The organism is Streptomyces sp. NPDC002640 (assembly GCF_053592575.1).
Genome location: NZ_JBSFVZ010000007.1, coordinates 40,904 through 60,694, shown reverse-complemented (window position 1 = coordinate 60,694; position 19,791 = coordinate 40,904). Strand labels below are relative to the sequence as shown.

Sequence of the window (19,791 nt, the reverse complement as noted above, 5' to 3'; positions counted from 1 at the left end):
CGACCCGTCGTCAGTCACCCCAGGAGTCCGCACCCGATGACGTCCACCGTGCCCACCGCCGTCCCGCACGCCGGTGAGGGGCTTCCCCCGGTCACCATGTTCGGCCCGGACTTCCCCTACGCCTACGACGACTACCTGGCCCACCCGGCCGGTCTCGGCCAGGTGCCCGCCACCGAGCACGGCACCGAGGTCGCCGTCATCGGCGGCGGACTGTCGGGCCTGGTCGCGGCCTACGAGCTGATGAAGATGGGCCTCAAGCCCGTCGTCCACGAGGCGGACCAGCTCGGCGGACGCCTGCGCACCGTCGGCTTCGACGGCTGCGACCCCGGCCTCACCGCCGAGCTCGGCGCGATGCGCTTCCCGCCCAGCTCGACCGCGCTCCAGCACTACATCGACCTGGTCGGCCTGGAGACCAAGCCGTTCCCCAACCCGCTCGCCCCGGTCACCCCCTCGACGGTGGTCGACCTCAAGGGCGAGAGCCACTACGCGGAGACCGCCGAGGACCTCCCCGAGGTCTACCGCCGGGTCGCCGACGCGTGGGCGCGCTGCCTCGAGGAGGGCGCGGACTTCTCCGACATGAACCGCGCCATCCGCGAGCGCGACGTGCCGCGCATCCGGGAGATCTGGGCCCGGCTGGTCGAGAAGCTGGACAACCAGACCTTCTACGGCTTCCTCTGCGACTCCCCGGCCTTCGCCTCGTTCCGCGACCGGGAGATCTTCGGCCAGGTCGGCTTCGGCACCGGCGGCTGGGACACCGACTTCCCCAACTCCATCCTGGAGATCCTGCGGGTCGTCTACACCGAGGCGGACGACCACCACCGCGGCATCGTCGGCGGTTCCCAGCAGCTGCCGCTGCGGCTGTGGACCAGGGAGCCGGAGAAGATCGTCCACTGGCCCTACGGCACCTCGCTGAGCTCCCTGCACCCCGGTGGCGAGCCCCGCCCCGCCGTCACCCGCCTGCACCGGACGGCCGGCAACCGGATCACCGTCACCGACGCCGACGGCGACATCCGCACCTACCGGGCCGCGGTGTTCACCGCCCAGTCCTGGATGCTGCTCTCCAAGATCCAGTGCGACGACGCGCTGCTGCCCATCGACCACTGGACCGCTGTCGAGCGCACCCACTACATGGAGTCCAGCAAGCTGTTCGTGCCGGTGGACCGGCCGTTCTGGCTCGACAAGGACCCGGAGACGGGCCGCGACCTGATGTCGATGACCCTCACCGACCGGATGACCCGCGGCACCTACCTGCTGGACGACGGCCCGGACCGCCCGGCCGCCATCTGCCTCTCCTACACCTGGTGCGACGACAGCCTGAAGTGGCTGCCGCTGTCCGCCAACGAGCGGATGGAGGTGATGCTGAAGTCGCTGGGGGAGATCTACCCGGGCCTCGACATCCGCCGCCACATCATCGGCAACCCGGTCACCGTCTCCTGGGAGAACGAGCCCTACTTCATGGGCGCGTTCAAGGCCAACCTGCCCGGTCACTACCGCTACCAGCGCCGCCTGTTCACCCACTTCGTGCAGGACCGGCTGCCCGAGGACCGGCGCGGCCTGTTCCTCGCCGGCGACGACATCTCCTGGACGGCCGGCTGGGCCGAGGGCGCGGTGCAGACGGCCCTCAACGCCGTGTGGGGCGTGATGCACCACCTGGGCGGCTCCACCGACCCGGCCAACCCCGGACCGGGCGACGTCTACGACGAGATCGCACCGGTCGAACTCCCCGAGGACTGACCGGAGGCGCGGTGGGCGCCGGCGGTCAGCGGTCGAGCGGGGTGAGCAGCATCCGGCTCACCACGCCCACGGCCGCGTCCAGCCGCCCCGCGAAGTCGGACGCCAGGTCCGGCACGCGCCGCAGCGCCCACAGGGCCCGGGCCATCGACCAGGTGGTGTCCCGGGCCCGCTCCAGGCTCCACGACCCCGCCAGATGGGTCAGGGGGTCGGCGACCTGGAACAGGTCCGGGCCGGGCATCAGCTCCTCGCGCACCCGCTCCTCCAGGGACGCCAGGAGGTCGCCGACCCGCTCGAACTCGTCCTCCAGGTCGGCCGGACGGCAGTCGAGCGCCCGGCAGGCGTCCACCACGGCGAGCACCAGGTCGTGGCCGATGTGCGCGTTGACGCCGGCCAGCGCGAACTGCACGGGCCGCACGCCGGGATGGCCGCGCAGCCGGAACAGCGGCCGCCAGCAGGCGGGCGGCCGTCCGCCCCGGCCGTCCGCCTCGGCGACCGCCAGGTAGCGCTCGGCGAAGAGCACGCCCAGCGTCGAGGCCTGACCGCGGTCCGGGAAGCGGCCCCGGCCGAGCAGCTCGGCGAACTCCGCGGTGACGGTGAGATAGACGCGGTTGAAGACGGCCACCCCGTCCCGTCGGTGCAGCGAGGCGTCCAGCGCGCGCATCCGTTCGACCACGGCGTCAACCGCGCGTGCCGAGGTGCAGTCCACCGTGTCAACGGGGGGTGGGATTTCTCCGATCGTGGCCATGGGAGCAGCGTCGCAGTCCTACGCTGGCCGCGGTGTCGCCCCGGCGCTCGTTCCCCCCTGCGGGGGATACGGGAGCCGGGCCGATGACGCCGGAACAGGGCAGGACCGTGAGGGGAGCACCACGCGTGGACCGACCGGAGCAGGCGGCGCCGGCACGACGGGCCGGACACGGTCGGAGGCTGCTCGCCGCGGCCGCGGGGGCGCTGGTGGCCGCCGCGCTGACGGCGGGTCTGGTGGCCCAGGCTCCCGACACCCAGGCCTCCCGACCGCAGGCATCGGGGAACCCGGACGCGCCGACCGGGACCGAGGTGTCGCTCCCGGCCACCCGGTGGGCCCCGGTCCCCTCGCCGCAGATCAGGTCGACCTCCTCGCCGCTGCCCGGCCCGGAGGCGGGCGAGAACCCTGCCGGGCAGCGGGCGGCGTCCGGGGACGGGCGGCTCTACCTGCACCCGGACTCGCAGGTGGGGGAGTGGGTGCGCGGCAACCGGGACGACCGGCGCCGCCCCGTGATCGAGTCCCGAATCGCCACCCGCCCCGCCGCAGTGTGGTTCGCCGACCCGGACGCCGGCACGGTCGCGGCACGGGTCCGCGCGGTCACCTCACGGGCCGCCGCGGAGGGCCGGGTCCCGGTGCTGGTGGCGTACACGATCCCGCACCGCGACTGCGGCCAGTACTCCGCCGGCGGCACCCACGACCTGCGCTCCTACGACCGGTGGGTCGACCGGTTCGCCGCCGGGCTCGGCAGCGGGGAGGCGATCGTGATCCTGGAGCCGGACGCGGTCGCCCAGTCGTACTGCCTCTCCGCGAAGGACCGGGACGCCCGCTTCGCCTCGCTGGCCCGCGCGGGACGGGTGATCAAACGGGTCGCGCCCCGCGCCCGCGTCTACTTCGACGCCGGTCACTCCGGCTGGATCGACGCCCGCAAGCAGGCCGGTCTGCTGCGCCAGGCGGGCGCCGCCTCGCCGCTGGCCTCCGACGGCGTCTTCAGCAACGTCTCCAACTTCCGGAGCACCGGGGACGAGGTCCGGTACGTCCGCGAGGTGCTGGCCGCCCTGGACGCGCCGGCGAGCCACGGCGCGGTGATCGACACCAGCCGCAACGGCAACGGGCCTCCCGCCGCGGGGGAGTGGTGCGATCCGTCCGGCCGGAGGATCGGCCGGGCGCCCGCGCTCTCCCCGGGGGAGGCCCGTGTCGACGGTTACCTGTGGGTGAAGCTGCCGGGCGAGTTCGACGGCTGCCGGGGCAGGGCCGGCGTCTTCGACCCCGCCTACGCCTACGAACTGGCGCGCTGACCGCCCCCGCCGCCCTCACCCGTGCCGTCGCCGGTGCCGTCGGCCGCAGCGGAGTCGTAGCGGGAGGTGCCCTCGTCGAGCAGCGGCTCCTGGGTCTTCATGTGGGCCGGGGCGAACAGGCGCAGGGCGTGGTAGCCGGTGATGACCACCAGGGTGCCCAGCGCGATGCCGCTCAGGGTGAAGTTGTCGGTGATCTTCATCGAGACGTTGCCGACGCCGATGATGATGCCCGCCGCGGCCGGGACCAGGTTGAGCGGGTTGCGCAGGTCCACCCGGCCGTTGAGCCAGATCTGGGCGCCCAGCAGGCCGATCATGCCGTAGAGGATGACGGTGATGCCGCCGAGCACCCCGCCCGGGATGGCGGCGACGACCGCGCCGAACTTCGGGCAGAGGCCGAAGAGGAGCGCGAAGCAGGCGGCGGCCCAGTACGCGGCCGTGGAGTAGACGCGGGTCGCCGCCATCACGCCGATGTTCTCGGAGTAGGTGGTGTTCGGCGGGCCGCCCACCGCGGTGGAGAGCATCGAGCCGATGCCGTCGGCGGAGATCGCCTTGCCCAGCTTGTCGTCCATCGGGTCGCCGGTCATCTCACCGACGGCCTTGATGTGGCCGGTGTTCTCGGCGACGAGGGCGATCACCACGGGCAGCGCGACCAGGATGGCGGACCAGTCGAACGCCGGCCCGTGGAAGTCCGGCAGACCGAACCAGGCGGCGTCCTGCACGCCGGAGAGGTCGAGCCGCCAGTGGTCGACGACCTTGCCGGTGGCGTCGGCCGAGTGGATCCGGCCGAAGACCACGTCGAACAGCCAGGAGATCGCGTACCCGAAGATGAGGCCGAGGAAGATCGCCACCCGGGACCAGAAACCGCGCAGGGCGATGACCGCGAAACCCGTGAAGAGCATGGTCAGCAGGGCCACCCACTGGTCCTGCGGCCAGTAGGTGGTGGCGGTGACCGGGGCCAGGTTGAAGCCGATCAGCATCACCACGGCGCCGGTGACCACCGGGGGCATGGCCGCGTGGATGATCCGGGCGCCGAACCTCTGGACCGCGAGACCGACCAGGAAGAGCGCCACACCGACGCAGAACACCGCGCCGGTGACGGTGGCGCTGGACCCGCCCTGGGCCCGGATGACCGCGGCGACGCCGACGAAGGAGAGCGAGCAGCCGAGGTAGCTCGGCACCCTGCCGCGGGTGACCAGCAGGAAGATGATCGTCGCGACACCCGACATCATGATGGCGAGGTTCGGGTCGAGCCCCATCAGGATGGGGGCCACGAACGAGGCGCCGAACATCGCGACCACGTGCTGGGCGCCGAGCCCGGCGGTGCGCGGCCAGGAGAGTCGTTCGTCCGGGCGTACCACTGCTCCGGGTGCGGGCGTACGCCCGTCGCCGTGCAGTTTCCAGCGCACGCCGAGGTCCATAGGAGTTCCGCTTTCTCAGATTCCGAGATCTCCGGTTCTGACCGATTCTGTTCAACCGGAGGATCGCTGTCCGCAACATTGTGGCGGATGGCGACAGGGGTCACCCGGCGGGATGCTCCGAGGTCCGGGAGGCGCCCGGCCGGTCCGAGGTCCCGGGCGTCCCGGGCATCCTGGGGCCGTCGCCCTTCCCGGTGGTCCGCCCGCCCGGCCGCAGCACCCCCGCGAGGCCCGCCACACCGAAGGCCAGCACGGTCACCAGGGCGAAGGAGACGACCAGGCTGGTCGCCTCGGCCAGCGCGCCGATGGCGCCGGGGGCGATCAGGCCGGAGGTGTAGGTGATGGTGGCGACGCCCGCGATGGCCTGGCTCGGGTTGGGACCGCTGCGCCCGGCGGCCGCGAAGCAGAGCGGAACCACCACGGCGATGCCCAGCCCCAGCAGGGCGAACCCGGTCATGGCGAGGGCCGGGTGCGGGGCCAGGACCACCAGCACACCGCCCAGCGCCGCCAGCGTGCCGCACACCCGGACCGTGCGCACGGCGCCGAAGCGGTCGACAACCGGGTCGCCGGCGAAGCGGGCCAGCGCCATGGTGAGGGTGAAGCCGGTGGTGCAGGCGGCGGCCAGGGTCGCCGAGGACCCGAGCACGTCCCGCAGGTAGACCGCGGACCAGTCGAGGCTGGCGCCCTCGGCGAAGACCGCGCAGAAGCCGATCGCGCCGATCAGCAGCGCCGACCGCGGCGGGAGCGCGAACCGCGGCGGCGGCTCGTCGTCCACGGCCGCACGGATGTCCAGCACCCAGGTGCAGGCCACCAGGCCGAGCACGGTCAGCACCGCCGCCGCGACCGCGAAGTGCAGCCGGCCGTCCGTCTCCAGGTGGGCGGCCAGGGTGCCGCCCGCCGAGCCGAGCAGGGCCCCGGTGCTCCACATGCCGTGCAGGCCGGACATGATCGACCGGCCCAGGCGGTTCTCCACCTCCACGCCGAGCGCGTTCATCACCACGTCGGCCATGCCCGAGGTGGCGCCGTAGACGAAGAGCGCGAGGCACAGCGTGAGCAGGTTCGGGGCGAGGCCGGGAAGCACCAGGGAGAGCGTCCACGCCGCCAGCAGCAGGCGCAGCGACGCCCGGCCTCCGAGCACGTGGGACATCCGGCCGGCCAGCGGCATGGCCACCGAGGCGCCCAGGGCCGGCATCGCCAGCGCCAGACCCAGCTGGCCCGCGCTCACCGAGGCGTGGTCGGCGACCCACGGGACCCGGGAGGCGAACGACCCCGCCACCGCGCCGTGCACCGCGAACACCGCGGCCACCGCGTAGCGCGCCCGGCGGACCCGCGGGGGTCCGTAGGCCGGGCCGGACGTCGACGTGTCGGACACCAAGGTCCCTCCCCCGGGGCGATCAGGTGCACCGTGCACCGACCCGACCGTACACGTGAGCGAAGGGTCGTTGTGAGTCAGTCCACAGAGGCGGCCTGTCGACGCCCGTCGGCGGCATGGCACACTGGCTCGTGTCAGATCAATGACCAACAGCGCACTCCGGGGTCGGTGAAAATCCGAACCGGCGGTTACAGTCCGCGACCCGGCCGCCTCCAGCGGCCGGCTGACCAGGTGAAATTCCTGGACCGACGGTTAAAGTCCGGATGGGAGGCAGTGCGCGGCGGGCAGGGCACATCCGTGTCGTCCGCCGGAACGGGCATGCGCCCGCGGGTCGTCCTGACCGCGTCCTCGGACGCGGTCGTCAGGCGTACCCGCGGCCGGATCCCGCCGTCCGGCGCGACCTCCGTGCGGTGTGGGCCGTACGCCCGTTCATGTCCTGCCGTCCGTCACGGCAGCCCCGGAGTCCGTGCCTTCACGGCAGGAGGACCCGGGAAGTGTTCACCGGCATCGTCGAAGAGCTGGGTGAGGTGACGGCCGTCGAGCAACTCGACGACGCCGCACGGTTCCGGCTGCGAGGCCCCGTCGTCACCGAGGGCGCCCGTCACGGCGACTCGATCGCCGTCAACGGCGTCTGCCTCACCGTGGTGGAGCACGAGGGGGACCAGTTCACCGCGGACGTCATGGCCGAGACCCTCAAGCGGTCCAGCCTGGGCGCGCTGGGCGTCGGCTCCCGCGTCAACCTCGAACGCCCCACCCCAGTCGGCGGCCGCCTGGGCGGCCATATCGTGCAGGGCCACGTCGACGGCACCGGCACCGTCCTCGACCGGCAGGCCTCCGAGCACTGGGAGATCGTCCGCGTCTCGCTCCCCGCCGAGCTGTCCCGCTACGTCGTCGCCAAGGGCTCGATCACCGTCGACGGCATCAGCCTCACCGTCGTCGAGGCCGGCCAGGACTTCTTCACCGTCAGCCTGATCCCCACCACCCTGGCGCTGACCACGCTCGGCATCAAGCGGACCGGCGACCCGGTCAACCTCGAGGTCGACGTCGTCGCCAAGTACGTGGAGCGGCTGCTCGGCGCGGACCGGACGGAGGCGGGCCGGTGAACTGGCTCACCACGGAGGCGTTCGCCGTCCTCGGGCAGCACATCATCTGGTCCGACCTGATCGGCAACACCCTCGGCCTCGCCGCGCTCGCCCTCGGCTGGCTGCGCAACGTCTGGACCTGGCCGCTCCAGCTCGTCTCCGGCCTGGTGCTGATCGCGGCGAACCTCGCCGTCCAGCAGGGCGGCGGCGTGGGCAAGCAGATCGTGGTCATCGCCGTGGCCGTCTGGGGCTGGCGCGCCTGGACGCTGGGCCGCAAGGAGTCGGCGGACGGCACCCTCCAGGTCCGCTTCGCCACCTGGCGCGAGCGGGGCCTGCTGGCGGCGGGCGCCGTGGCGGGCACCCTGGCCGTCGGCGGCCTGTTCACCCTCTTCCCCACCCTGTCCTGGAGCCCCTGGGCCGACGCCTACATATTCGTCGGCACCCTGGTCGCCATGTACGCGCAGGCCAAGGGCATGGTCGAGTTCTGGTTCGCCTGGCTTCTGGTCGACCTGGTCGGCGTCCCGCTGAACTTCGCGAGCGGTCTCGCCTTCTCCGGCCTCATCTATCTCGTCTACGGGGCACTCGTCCTGTGGGGCATGCGCGACTGGTGGCTCCGCTCCCGCGCCGCCCAGCGACCCGTCCTGGAAGGAACGCCGGCATGACGGCACCCGCCTGGAACCCCCGCCCCCGGATCCCCGGGGGCCCGGAGGACCCGGACTCCCTGATGCTCGCCCTCGACCCCGTCGAACAGGCCGTCGCCGACATCGCGTCCGGCCGCCCCGTGGTGGTCGTCGACGACGAGAACCGCGAGAACGAGGGCGACCTGGTGATCGCCGCCGAGGCGGCCACCCCCGAGATCGTCGCCTTCATGATGAGCGAGTGCCGCGGCCTGATCTGCGCCCCCATGGAGGCCGCCGAGCTCGACCGGCTGCGGCTGCCGCAGATGGTCCGGGACGAGGCGAACACCGAGTCCATGAAGACCGCGTTCACCGTCTCCGTGGACGCCACCGCCGTCCACGGGGTCAGTACCGGCATCTCCGCCGAGGACCGCGCCGCCACCCTGCGCCTGCTGGCCTCGGGCACCGCCGGCCCGGACGACTTCGTGCGCCCCGGACACGTCTTCCCGCTCCGCGCCCGCCCCGGCGGCGTGCTGGAGCGCCCCGGCCACACCGAGGCCGCCGTCGACCTGGCCCGGCTCGCCGGGCTGCGGCCGGCCGGCGTCATCGTGGAGATCGCGGGGGAGGACGGCCGCATGCTGCGCCTGCCCGAGCTGGTGCCCTTCGCGCGCAAGCACGGACTGACCATCGTCTCCATCGAGGACCTGATCGCCTACCGCCGCTCCGCCGAGCCCACCGTGCGGCGCGAGGCCGAGGTCCGCCTGCCCACCCGGTACGGCGACTTCACCGCCTACGGCTACCGCTCCACCGTCGACGGCGTGGAACACGTCGCCCTCGTCCACGGCGAGATCGGCGACGGCCGCGACCTGCTGGTCCGGCTGCACTCCGAGTGCCTCACCGGCGACGTCTTCCACTCGCTGCGCTGCGACTGCGGCCCCCAGCTCGAGGCATCCCTGGAACGCATCCACGAGGCCGGCCGGGGCGTCCTGGTCTACCTGCGCGGGCACGAGGGCCGCGGCATCGGCCTGATGTCCAAGCTGCGCGCCTACGAGCTGCAGGAACGCGGCCACGACACCCTCGACGCCAACCTGGAGCTCGGCCTGCCCGCCGACGCCCGGGACTACGGCGCCGGCGCGCGGATCCTCGCCGACCTCGGCGTCCGCACCGTGCGCGTGATGACCAACAACCCCGACAAGACCGACGCGCTCGCCCGCCACGGCCTGGAGATCCTCTCCCGGATCCCCATGCCCGTGCAGGCCGGCGAGCACAACGCGCGGTACCTGCGCACCAAGCGCGACCGGATGGGGCACGACCTCCCCTGGCTCGACCAGGACGGCCCGGTGGCCGGCTGCGCCGACCAGTGACCCCGTAGTCCGTCGACCCCCACCCCATCCCACCCCCGACTCCCACCCCATCCCGATCCCCACCCGAAGAACCAGGAGCGAACGTGAGCGGCAAGGGCGCACCCGAACTGACCGTCGAGAACTGCGGGGACCTGCGGGTCGCCGTCGTGGCGGCGCAGTGGCACGAGAAGATCATGGACGGCCTGGTCGACGGCGCGCTGCGCGCCCTGACCGATCTCGGGATCACCGAGCCCACCCTGCTGCGGGTCCCCGGCAGCTTCGAACTGCCCGTGGTGGCCAAGGCGCTGGCCCAGCGCGGCTACGACGCCGTGGTCGCCCTCGGGGTGGTCGTCCGCGGCGGCACCCCGCACTTCGACTACGTGTGCGAGGGAGTCACCCGGGGACTGGTCCAGGTCTCGGTGGAGACCGGCGTCCCGGTCGGCTTCGGCGTGCTCACCTGCGACACCGAGGAACAGGCCCTCGACCGGGCCGGACTGCCCGGCTCCCACGAGGACAAGGGGCACGAGGCCGTCACCGCCGCCGTGGCCACCGCCACCACCCTGCGTTCAGTATCCGAACCGTGGCGGTGACTCCGCGCGGGGGCGCGTAGGGTAGGACCACCATGTCCAAGAAGACTTTCGAGGAGCTCTTCTCCGAGCTCCAGCACAAGGCCGCGCACGGCGACCCCGCCACCTCCCGCACTGCCGAACTGGTGGACAAGGGCGTCCATGCCATCGGCAAGAAGGTGGTCGAGGAGGCGGCCGAGGTCTGGATGGCGGCCGAGCACGAGAGCAAGGAAGCCGCCGCCGAGGAGATCTCGCAGCTGCTATACCACGTTCAGGTGATGATGGTCGCCCGCGGCATCAGCCTGGACGACGTGTACGCCCACCTGTAGGCCGCCCCGCCCCCGCGTGACCCCACGCGCCGCCCGGGCGGGGCCGCTCCCGCCTGTCCGTCCGCCCCGCGCGCGACACCCCAGCCGAGTCGAACGAAGGAAGCCGTTTCATGCTGCGCATCGCCGTCCCCAACAAGGGTTCCCTCTCCGGCCCTGCGGCGGCCATGCTGCATGAGGCCGGCTACCAGCAGCGCCGGGAGTCCAAGGAGCTGCGGATCGTCGACCCGGTCAACGAGGTGGAGTTCTTCTACCTCCGCCCCCGCGACATCGCGATCTACGTCTCCTCCGGCCGCCTCGACATCGGGGTGACCGGCCGCGACCTGCTGATCGACTCCGGCGCCGACGCCGAGGAGATCCTCCCGCTCGGCTTCGCCCGCTCCACCTTCCGCTTCGCCGGCAGGCCCGGCGCCGTCAAGGACCTCGCGGACCTGGCCGGCAAGACCGTCGCGACCTCCTACGAGGGCATCGTCGACAAGTACCTCGCCGAGCAGGGCGTCGACGCCTCCGTGGTCCACCTCGACGGCGCGGTGGAGACCGCCATCGAGCTGGGTGTCGCCGAGGTCATCGCCGACGTCGTGGAGACCGGCACCTCGCTGCGCAACGCGGGCCTGGAGGTCTTCGGCGACCCGATCATGAAGTCCGAGGCCGTGGTGGTGCGCCGCACCGGCGCGGCGACCGACGACCCCAAGGTGCAGCAGTTCCTGCGCCGCCTGCAGGGCGTCCTGGTCGCCCGGACCTACGTGATGATGGACTACGACTGCCGGGTCGAGCAGCTCGAGAAGGCCGTCGCCCTCACGCCCGGCCTGGAGTCCCCGACCGTGTCCCCGCTGCACAACGAGGGCTGGGTCGCCGTCCGCGCCATGGTCCCCTCCGCCGACGCGCAGAAGATCATGGACGACCTGTACGACATCGGCGCCCGCGCCATCCTGACCACCGCCATCCACGCCTGCCGCCTCTGACCGCGCGGCCCGTACTGCTCCGAGGAAGTCCCGCATGACCACGACGGACCGGCCCCAGCTCCCCGTGACCTTCCGGCCCGGCCGCACCCGCACGGTGCTGCTGGCGCTGGGCGCCGCGATGTTCGTGGTCCTCTCCGGCGTCGCGCTGCTGCTGCCCCGGCTCGGTCCGGGGGAGCAGCTGACCTTCGTCCTCACCGGAGCCCTGGTGTTCGGCGTGCTGTGGGTGCTCGCCCGGCCCCGCGTGGAGGCCGACGACACCGGGGTCACGGTGGTGAACATCGCCTCCGGCCGGCGGCTGGAGTGGGCGCAGATCGTCCAGGTGCGGCTGCGGCCCGGCGACCCGTGGGTCTTCCTCGACCTCTCCGACGGCACCAGCCTGCCCGTCCTCGGCATCCAGCCCGGCATGGCCCGGGAGCAGGCGCTGCGCGACGCCCGCGCCCTGCGCGCCCTGGTGGAGGCCAGGAGCGCGGCCGACCCCGCCTGAGCCACCCCGAGGGGGCGCGCGTCACCCCCTGGCGCCCCCGCTCGGCGGAGTCGCCCCTGCCGCGGACCGCCCTGTGTTGATTAACCTGTCGGCTGGGGCGTCACGGTGACGCCTCCGCCCCCGAGCCATGCCCGGCCCGCCGGCCGGACCCCGGGGGCTCCTGCGATCCGAGGAGTGACGAACTCCGGCGATGGACGGACCGTCCTGCAGTACCTGCGCCGCCCCTGCCCGACCTGACGCGGACCCGTTCCGCGGCATCGCGGAGGCGGCGGCCACATGACCCTCCCCCTGCTGCTCCTGGCAGCCGCCCTCCTGCTGATCCTGGCCAACGGATTCTTCGTGGCCGCCGAGTTCGGCCTGGTGACCGTCGACCGCCCCGAGGCGGAACGCGCGGCCGCCGCCGGCGACCGGCGCGCCCGCCGCGTGGTCGACTCCCTCAAGGAACTCTCGTTCCAGCTCTCCGGGACCCAGCTCGGCATCACCCTGACCTCCCTCGTCGTCGGCATGCTCGCCGAGCCCGCGCTCGCCGGACTGCTGCACGGCCCGTTCACCGCGCTGGGGCTGCCCGCGGGCATCGTCCCCGGGGTCTGCGTGGCGGTGGGCATGCTGCTCGCCTCCGCGGTGCAGATGGTGATCGGCGAACTGGTCCCCAAGAACTGGGCGGTCTCCCGGCCGCTCCAGGTGGCCCGCTTCGTGGCCGGACCCCAGCACCGGTTCGCCCGGCTGTTCCGGCCGGTGATCGCCGGACTCAACGCGGTCGCCAACCGGCTGGTGCGGGCCCTGGGCTTCGAGCCCGCCGACGAGCTGGCCTCCGCCCGCACACCCGGCGAACTGGTCTCCCTGGCCCGGCACTCCGCCCGAGCCGGCGCCCTCGAACAGGACACCGCCGACCTGTTCGTCCGCACCCTGTCCACCCTCTCCCTGGGCGAACTGGCCGCCCACCACGTGATGACGCCCCGCGTGCGGGTCGCCGCCCTGCAGGCCTCGGCCACCGCCGAGGACGTCGTCAACCTGACCCGGGCCACCGGCCTCTCCCGCTTCCCCGTCTACCGGGAGCGGATCGACGAGATCGTCGGCATGGCCCACCTCAAGGACGCGCTCGCCGTGCCCGCGGCGGACCGGCTGCGCACCCCGGTCACCCGGATGTGCCGCCCCGCGCTCCTCGTCCCCGAGACCCTCCCGGTCCGGCCCCTGCTGACCCGGCTGCGCAGCGAGCAGCCGATCGCGGTGGTGGTCGACGAGTACGGCGGCACGGCCGGCGTGGTCACCCTGGAGGACATCGTCGAGGAACTGGTCGGCGAGGTCCGCGACGAGCACGACGGCCTCGACCTGCCCGAACTGGCCCCGGCACCCGCCGAGGACGGCGCCCCCGCCTGGGACGCCGACGGCGGCTGCCGCACCGACCTGCTGGAGCGGGCCGGACTCCGGCCGCCGGAAGGGCCCTACGAGACGGTGGCCGGGCTCGTCGCCGACCTGCTCGGGCGCATCCCCGCGGAGGGCGACACCGTCGAGCTGCCCGGCTGGCGGCTGCGGGTCCTGCGCGTCGGGCACAACCGGGCCGAACGGGTCCGGCTGCTCAGGACGGGCGCCGTCGCCGCGTCCGCCGTGCCCGGGACGGCCCCCGTGGCGGCCGTGCTCCCGGCGGTCGAGACCTCCGCGTCCCAGACCTCCGCAGCCCCCCAGCATCTCGTGGAGGCCACCCGGTGAGCGCGCTGCAACTGCTCCTCGCGGCCCTGCTGGTGCTCGGCAACGGTTTCTTCGTCGGTGCCGAGTTCGCGCTGGTCTCCGTGCGGCGCAGCCAGATCGAGCCGTTGGGCACCACCCGTGCCCGGCAGGTCCTGTACGGACTCGAGCACCTGCCCCGGATGATGGCCGCCGCCCAGTTCGGCATCACCGTCTGCTCGCTCACCCTCGGCGCGGTCGCCGAACCCACGGTGGCGCACCTGCTCGAGCCGGTCTTCACGGCGGCCCGGCTGCCGGAGGCCATGGTCCACCCGCTGGGCTACGCCATCGCACTCGCCGTGGTGGTCTTCTTCCACCTGGTGATCGGCGAGATGGTGCCGAAGAACCTGGCGATGGCCGCGCCCGAGAAGGCCGCGCTGTGGCTGGGACCCGGGCTGGTCGCCTTCGCGCGGCTCTGCGGCCCGGTCACCTCCGCCCTGGGCGCCTGCGCCGGGGCGGTGCTGCGGCTGTTCCGGGTCGAGCCGAAGGACGAGGTCGAGGCGGTCTTCACCAGCGAGCAGCTCAACCGGCTGGTGGAGGACGCCGGGCAGGCCGGCCTGCTCGACCCGGAGGACGCGGAGCGGCTGGAGGACGCGCTCGAGCTGGGCTCCCGCCCGGTCGCGGACGTGCTGCTGCCGCTGGAGTCCCTCGTCACCGTCGGGCCCTCCGTCACCCCCGGCGAGGTGGTCGCCCTCACCGCGCGCACCGGGTACTCCCGGTTCCCGGTGGTGGGGGAGGGCGGCGTCTTCCTGGGCTACCTGCACGTCAAGGACGTGCTGGACCTGGACGACGCGGACGGCCCGGTGCCGCCGAGAACGCGGCGCCGGATGACGGAGCTGCCCGCGGGGCTGCCGCTGGACGACGCGCTCACGGTGATGCGGCGCGCCGCGGCGCACCTCGCGGCGGTCACCGACACGGCGGGGCGGGCGGTGGGACTCGTCGCCCTCGAGGACGTCCTCGAACTCCTCGTCGGCGAGGTCCGCGACCCGGCCCACCGGGTACCCGCCCCCGGCTGATCCCTCGCCGCCCGCCCGTGCCGCTGATGCGGTGCGGGCGGGCGCGGGCCGGCGGGCGCGGGTACGCAGGCCGGGGGTCAGCCCCAGGCCCGCACCGCCGGAACCGTCCGCACGGCGCCCGACACAGCCCGGCGCCGGCCCCCGGCCCCCGCCGCCGGAACCGTCACGCCTCCGGCCCCTCCGGTTCGCGCCCCGCGAGGACCTCCCCGTACGCCTGCATCAGGTCCGGCAGCCGCAGCGTCGACAGGTCCTCCCGGGACAGCTCCGCCTCCCCCGGCACGGAGGAGAGCCGCACATCCCGGTACGCGCAGCTCTTCTCGTACAGCGTCCGCAGGAACCGCCCGTTGCCCAGCTCGTCGATCCACCCCTGCTCGACCACGTGCGTGCTGATGGACAGCAGCTCCTCCAGCGCCTCCTCGTCCCAGACGTCCTTGTTCTCCTCCGCCAGCACCGTGCCGATCGCGCACAGCTCGTCCGGCCGGTAGGAGGGGAAGTCCACCCGGGTGGTGAAGCGGGAGGACAGTCCGGGGTTGGCGGCCAGCAGCCGGTCCATGCCCTCGGGGTAGCCGGCGAGGATCACCACCAGCTGGTCGCGGTTGTCCTCCGCCCGCTTCAACAACACCTGCAGCGCCTCCTCGCCGTAGGCGTCCCCCTTGCCGTACCCGGTGTTGACCAGCGCGTACGCCTCGTCGACGAAGAGCACCCCGCCGAGCGCCGAGTCGATCAGCTCGTTCGCCTTCACCGCCGTCTGGCCCAGGAACTCGCCCACCAGGTCGGCCCGTTGCGCCTCGACCAGGTGGTCTCCGCCGAGCAGCCCCAGCGCGTAGAAGACCCGCCCGAGTATCCGGGCCACCGTGGTCTTGCCGGTGCCGGAGGGCCCGGAGAAGACGAAGTGCCGCTGGGGCGGCCGCACCGGCAGCCCCTGGTCGGCGCGCAGCCGCGCCATGTTCAGCTGCGCGGACAGCGCCTTCACCTGCCGCTTGACCGGCTCCAGGCCGACCATCCGCTCCAGCGCGGCGAGCGCCTCCTCCAGCAGCGCGGGATCCGCTGGCCCCGGCGGGAACGGCCGCCTCGGCCCGAACGCCTTCTCCCGCACCGTGTCCTGGGAGGACAGGGGAGAAGTGTCCGGGGCCGGTTCGGAGACCTTCACGCCCACGTCGCGCCCGGCCGTGCCGACGAGCGGGTCGAGGCCCTCCGCCCCGTCGACGCCGGGGGAGAGGGGGAAGCCCGCGTAGCCGTCGATGCCCAGTTCGGCGTCCTCGTCCCAGCCGTCGCCCTCGGAGATCGCCGCCAGCCGCGCGGCGGTGTCCATGAACGACGGGTCGGCATGGTGCACGGCGCGGTACAGCGGCAGCGCGGCGGCGGTCCGGCCGGTGCCCTCGTGGGCGCGGGCCAGCCAGTACCGCAGCTCCTTGCGCTGCGGCTGCTCGCTGCGGCACCGCATCAACGCGGCCGACAGCAGCGGCTCCGCCTGCCCGTACATCTCCAGCCGGACCCGGGCCATGCCGCCGAACAGCCGGGCCTCTATGCCCAGCGTGGGATCGTCGAGCAACGGATCGGTGCAACGGACGAGTTGGTCCCAGTCCTTGACCAGGTAGGCGCGGCAGGCGTGCAGGAACCGGACCTGGGGGTCCGTCCCGGCCGGAGGTAACGCGGCCATGGCGCGGTCGAGTTCGGGGACGTGCCGGCCGTCCAGCCAGTGCGAGGCGTAGGCCAGCAGCAGATCGCGCCGGCTCTCCAGCACCGGCTGCACCCACCAGCCCAGCCAGTACCAGGAGTTGAGCGGCCGCCCGTGCCGGGTGCGCTGCTCGCCGAAGCGGTCGCCGTGCTGGTGCATCCGCAGCAGCGCCGTCGTCGTGTCGACCCGCAGCGCGTGCAGGCCGAGCCAGGCGTCCGCCATCCCGGGGTCCAGCCGCACCGCCGCGCGGAACTCCTCCTCCGCCTGCGGGTAGGCGCCCATCGTGTAGGCGTCCACGCCTCGGAGCCAGGCCAGGTCGGCGGGGGCGCCGGGGCCCCGCGTGCCGCGATCCCTCACGTCGTCGTCCCCCACAAACCGTGCCCCCGTCCCCTTGCCGCCGGGCCGGCCCCGGCTGCCGCCTCGGCCGAACCGCCCCGCCACCGGCCCCGGTTGGCCACACGCGGCGGACCGACGGACGCACCGAGGGCATCGTACCCATGGGGTGGCCGCGGTCCGAAGGGTGCGGGAAGGGCGCTCGGGGCATGACCGGCGCACCGCCCCGGCCGTCACTCCGGCCGGGCAGTCGCACGGTCACCCAGGGTGAGGAAAACGGCCCGCCGGGAGCGCGGGGACCGCCCGGGGGCAGAACGAAGCCCCCGGTCACGGGGGAACAACCGGGGGCTTCGCGATCGTGGACGACCCGCGACGGGCCGTGCATGGAGAACGTAAGACCTGCGCGGCCCCGGGGTCAAGCCGTGCCGGCGCCCCCGTCCGAGGTTCCGCGCGGCCCCGGGGGAAGGGGTTCGCGGGGTGCCGACGGTCCGTCACGAGGAGTGAGGAAAGCGGAGGCCGGACCCTCCGAAAACGCGTACCCGGAAGGCAGTCGACGGACCAGCAGGTGTGCGTGGGGACGCGAGGGATCGCGCGCGAAGTGCGCGCGCTCGGCCTCCTCCCACGCGTCCCAGAACGCGCGCTGCTCCTCGCCGTCCCGGCGGCGGCCCCACCGCCACGACTCCTCGGCGGGCAGGTCCATCCAGATCAGCCGCGCCAGAAGGGGACGCACCTCCCGGCGGCCGGCGCCGACCCCCTCCAGCAGCACCACCGGCGCGGGTGGCAGCGGGCGGGGAGCGCCGAACCGGCGGGCGGTCCAGTCGTAGGGCGCGTACCGGGCCGTGCGGCCCTCCCGCAGCGGCTCCAGCACCTGGGAGGCCAGCCGCCCCGTCCAGGAGAACAACTCCTCGTGCGTGGCGACGTCGTCGAGGTGGAGCACCGGCGCGCCCCCGAGGGCCTCCGCCAGGCGTGCGGCGAAGGTCGTCTTGCCCGAGCCGGCGTGCCCGTCGATCCCGACCAGCCGGACCGGTCCGCAGGACGGCGGCAGGCCGAGCAGGGAGGAGGCGAGGGCGGCGATCACGGCTCCACTGTAGGTCGCGCCCGTCGCGGCCCACGAGGGCGGCCGGGGTGGGCGGACCGGGTGGGCGGACCGGGTGGGTGGCCGGGGCGGCCGGGGTGGGTGGCCGAGGTGTTATCAGAGGTCGATACCAATATTGCGTCCACCGGAACGGCCGAGGTACTGGATCAGCGGCGTACCGCTTGGTCATAGTGGGGGCCCGGAGCCGCGGACACCATCACCCGACTCGTACCCCAGGGGGCCGATCAGTCATGAACAGAGCACAGCAGCCGTCCCGCAGAAACGTTCTCGCGGCGGCGGTCGCCGTCGTCGCCGGAGCCACCGCCGTCACCGCGGCCCCCTCGGTCGCCGCCGCACCCGACCCGGACGCCGCGGAAGCCGGAACGGCCGCGGCGGCGGCCGCCAAGGGGCGGGTGGACAACCGCGCCTGGGTCACCTACGCGGACTGGCGCGAGGGCCGCGCCGACGGCGTGCGGACCCTGGCCGGCGCCCGCCCGGGTGTGGCCATCGCCGCCCCGGCCGGCGTCACCGACTACACCGACCCGCACACCGGGACGACCGCCGCCTGGGAGTACGCCACCTGGACCTCCCCGTCGCACCGCCTCAAGGTCCCGGCGACCGAGGTCATCCCCAGCTGGAACGCCGACACCCCGGACGGGACCTGGATCCAGGTCGAGCTCCAGGGCCGCTACAACGACGGCACCGACACCCCCTGGTACGTGATGGGCCGTTGGGCCGCCGGAGACCAGGACATCCGCCGCACCTCGGTGGACGACCAGACCGACGGCAAGAGCACCGTCTGGACCGACACCTTCTCCGTCGACGACGCCTCCACCGGTCTGCGCCTGGTCTCCTACCGCCTGCGCCTCACCCTCCACCGCCGTCCCGGCTCGGACGCCACCCCCACCGTCTGGCGGCTGGGCGCGATGGGCTCCGACGTCCCGGACCGCTTCACCGTCCCCGCCTCCACGCCGCGCGTCGCCCGCGAACTCCCGGTGCCGCGCTACTCGCAGAACACCCACGTCGGCCAGTACCCCGAGTACGACAACGGCGGCGAGGCCTGGTGCAGCCCGACCTCCTCGCAGATGATCGTCGAGTACTGGGGCCGGAAGCCCACCGCCGAGCAACTCGCGTGGGTCAACCCGGAGTTCGCGGACCCGCAGGTCTGCCACGCGGCGCGGTACACCTACGACTACCAGTACGAGGGCTGCGGCAACTGGCCCTTCAACGCGGCCTACGCCGCCACCTACCCGGACCTCCAGGGCGTGGTGACCCGGCTGGAGTCGCTCGCCGACCTGGAGACCCTGGTCGCCGCCGGCATCCCCGCCATAACGTCGCAGTCCTTCCTCGCGGCCGAGCTCACCGGCGCCGGCTACGGCACCTCCGGCCACCTGATGACCGTGATCGGCTTCACCGCCGAGGGCGACGTCATCGCCAACGACCCGGCCTCCCCGAGCAACGAGGCGGTCCGCCGGATCTACAAGCGCCGCGAGTGGGAGAACATCTGGCTCCGGACCAAGCGCTACAACGCCAGCGGCAAGGTCTCCTCCGGCACGGGCGGCGTCTGCTACCTGTACTTCCCGGCCCGCCCGACGCCCGCCCAGCGCAAGGCCCTCGAGGCGGTGGGCGTGCGCTGACCCCGCCGTCCGGAGCGGCCTGCTCGTCCCGCTCGGCCTGCTTGACCTGCGCTTCTGTGACGAAGCTCTCCGCCCCACCGGGCCCGCGCGATGGCATGGTGGAGGAACGGGTCCGGCCGCGCGGCCGGTTCCCGGGGGGATCCACCGCACGCGACCCGAGCGAGACACCATGAGCGCAGCGACTGCCACCCTGACCCGCACCCTCACCGGCGGCCCGAAGGACGACGACGACAACAACCTCGTCGAGCACATCGCCGGCTGGGTCCTGGTCGTGGTCGTGGCCATGCTGGTCACCCGGCTCGGCCTGGTCTGACCCGTACGGCGCGGCGGCGGACACCGCAGGACAACAGAGGACGACAGCAGTGGGGCCCGGCCATCAGGCCGGGCCCCAC

Annotated in this window: 18 protein-coding genes and 1 riboswitch; of the genes, 13 read left to right on the top strand and 5 right to left on the bottom strand. The window is 73.5% G+C overall.

What is annotated here, in order from left to right; all coding sequences use genetic code 11:
• Window positions 1–36: 36 nt before the first annotated feature.
• Window positions 37–1,734 (top strand): flavin monoamine oxidase family protein, encoded by a 1,698-nt coding sequence (locus ACWD3O_RS11575; protein WP_451415728.1) that lies wholly within the window; start codon window positions 37–39, stop codon window positions 1,732–1,734.
• 25 nt (window positions 1,735–1,759) lie between these two features.
• On the opposite strand, the gene ACWD3O_RS11570 is transcribed toward ACWD3O_RS11575, so the two are convergent.
• Entirely contained in the window at window positions 1,760–2,479 is a 720-nt protein-coding gene (locus ACWD3O_RS11570) for a DUF5995 family protein (RefSeq protein WP_451410910.1), read from the bottom strand.
• 125 nt (window positions 2,480–2,604) lie between these two features.
• Here ACWD3O_RS11570 and ACWD3O_RS11565 point away from each other — a divergent pair, with 125 nt between their 5' ends.
• Window positions 2,605–3,771: a glycoside hydrolase family 6 protein gene (locus ACWD3O_RS11565; protein ID WP_451410909.1), complete on the top strand. Its 1,167-nt coding sequence runs from the start codon at window positions 2,605–2,607 to the stop codon at window positions 3,769–3,771.
• On the opposite strand, the gene ACWD3O_RS11560 is transcribed toward ACWD3O_RS11565, so the two are convergent.
• Together ACWD3O_RS11560 and ACWD3O_RS11555 are read right to left on the bottom strand one after the other, a co-directional pair.
• Window positions 3,753–5,189, bottom strand: coding sequence for a uracil-xanthine permease family protein (locus ACWD3O_RS11560; RefSeq protein ID WP_451410908.1), 1,437 nt, complete (start codon window positions 5,187–5,189; stop codon window positions 3,753–3,755). The two genes, ACWD3O_RS11565 and ACWD3O_RS11560, sit on opposite strands and share 19 nt — an antisense overlap.
• A 100-nt stretch (window positions 5,190–5,289) precedes the next feature.
• Window positions 5,290–6,558 carry an MFS transporter gene (locus ACWD3O_RS11555; protein ID WP_451415727.1) on the bottom strand — a complete coding sequence of 423 codons (1,269 nt, stop codon included), beginning with the start codon at window positions 6,556–6,558 and terminating at the stop codon, window positions 5,290–5,292.
• A 150-nt stretch (window positions 6,559–6,708) separates the two neighbouring features.
• Window positions 6,709–6,839: riboswitch (FMN riboswitch) on the top strand.
• Between the two features lie 213 nt (window positions 6,840–7,052).
• On the opposite strand from ACWD3O_RS11555, the gene ACWD3O_RS11550 reads away from it, so the two are divergent.
• From ACWD3O_RS11550 to ACWD3O_RS11510, 9 genes are all read left to right on the top strand, one after another.
• Window positions 7,053–7,661, top strand: a complete 609-nt coding sequence (locus tag ACWD3O_RS11550) for a riboflavin synthase (RefSeq protein ID WP_451410906.1) — start codon at window positions 7,053–7,055, stop codon at window positions 7,659–7,661.
• The gene (locus ACWD3O_RS11545) at window positions 7,658–8,302 is read left to right on the top strand and encodes a nicotinamide mononucleotide transporter family protein (protein ID WP_451410905.1); all 645 of its coding nucleotides are present in this window, start codon (window positions 7,658–7,660) and stop codon (window positions 8,300–8,302) included. The genes ACWD3O_RS11550 and ACWD3O_RS11545 overlap by 4 nt, the downstream gene beginning before the upstream one ends.
• Window positions 8,303–8,364: 62 nt before the next feature.
• Entirely contained in the window at window positions 8,365–9,621 is a 1,257-nt protein-coding gene (locus tag ACWD3O_RS11540) for a bifunctional 3,4-dihydroxy-2-butanone-4-phosphate synthase/GTP cyclohydrolase II (RefSeq protein WP_451411080.1), read from the top strand.
• 83 nt (window positions 9,622–9,704) lie between these two features.
• A complete protein-coding gene (ribH, locus tag ACWD3O_RS11535; protein WP_451410904.1) occupies window positions 9,705–10,190 on the top strand; it encodes a 6,7-dimethyl-8-ribityllumazine synthase in 486 nt (161 codons plus the stop codon).
• Window positions 10,191–10,222: 32 nt separating this feature from the next.
• Window positions 10,223–10,495 carry a phosphoribosyl-ATP diphosphatase gene (locus ACWD3O_RS11530; protein WP_356134084.1) on the top strand — a complete coding sequence of 91 codons (273 nt, stop codon included), beginning with the start codon at window positions 10,223–10,225 and terminating at the stop codon, window positions 10,493–10,495.
• 110 nt (window positions 10,496–10,605) lie between these two features.
• Entirely contained in the window at window positions 10,606–11,454 is an 849-nt protein-coding gene (gene hisG, locus ACWD3O_RS11525; RefSeq protein ID WP_451410903.1) for an ATP phosphoribosyltransferase, read from the top strand.
• Between the two features lie 34 nt (window positions 11,455–11,488).
• Window positions 11,489–11,938 (top strand): PH domain-containing protein, encoded by a 450-nt coding sequence (locus tag ACWD3O_RS11520; protein ID WP_451410902.1) that lies wholly within the window; start codon window positions 11,489–11,491, stop codon window positions 11,936–11,938.
• Window positions 11,939–12,214: 276 nt separating this feature from the next.
• Entirely contained in the window at window positions 12,215–13,645 is a 1,431-nt protein-coding gene (locus ACWD3O_RS11515; protein ID WP_451415726.1) for a hemolysin family protein, read from the top strand.
• On the top strand, window positions 13,642–14,676 hold the full coding sequence (locus tag ACWD3O_RS11510; RefSeq protein ID WP_451410900.1) for a hemolysin family protein: 1,035 nt from the start codon (window positions 13,642–13,644) through the stop codon (window positions 14,674–14,676). The genes ACWD3O_RS11515 and ACWD3O_RS11510 overlap by 4 nt, the downstream gene beginning before the upstream one ends.
• A 163-nt stretch (window positions 14,677–14,839) precedes the next feature.
• Here the strand turns inward: ACWD3O_RS11510 and ACWD3O_RS11505 are convergent, their stop codons facing one another.
• Together ACWD3O_RS11505 and ACWD3O_RS11500 are read right to left on the bottom strand one after the other, a co-directional pair.
• Window positions 14,840–16,711 (bottom strand): AAA family ATPase, encoded by a 1,872-nt coding sequence (locus ACWD3O_RS11505; RefSeq protein WP_451415725.1) that lies wholly within the window; start codon window positions 16,709–16,711, stop codon window positions 14,840–14,842.
• 391 nt (window positions 16,712–17,102) lie between these two features.
• The gene (locus tag ACWD3O_RS11500) at window positions 17,103–17,765 is read right to left on the bottom strand and encodes a uridine kinase family protein (RefSeq protein WP_451415724.1); all 663 of its coding nucleotides are present in this window, start codon (window positions 17,763–17,765) and stop codon (window positions 17,103–17,105) included.
• 248 nt (window positions 17,766–18,013) lie between these two features.
• Between ACWD3O_RS11500 and ACWD3O_RS11495 the strand changes: the two genes are divergently transcribed.
• On the top strand, window positions 18,014–19,399 hold the full coding sequence (locus tag ACWD3O_RS11495) for a peptidase C39 family protein (protein WP_451410897.1): 1,386 nt from the start codon (window positions 18,014–18,016) through the stop codon (window positions 19,397–19,399).
• Window positions 19,400–19,568: 169 nt separating this feature from the next.
• Complete coding sequence (locus ACWD3O_RS11490; protein ID WP_451410896.1) at window positions 19,569–19,712, top strand: SCO1431 family membrane protein; 144 nt, start codon at window positions 19,569–19,571, stop codon at window positions 19,710–19,712.
• Window positions 19,713–19,791 lie beyond the last annotated feature (79 nt).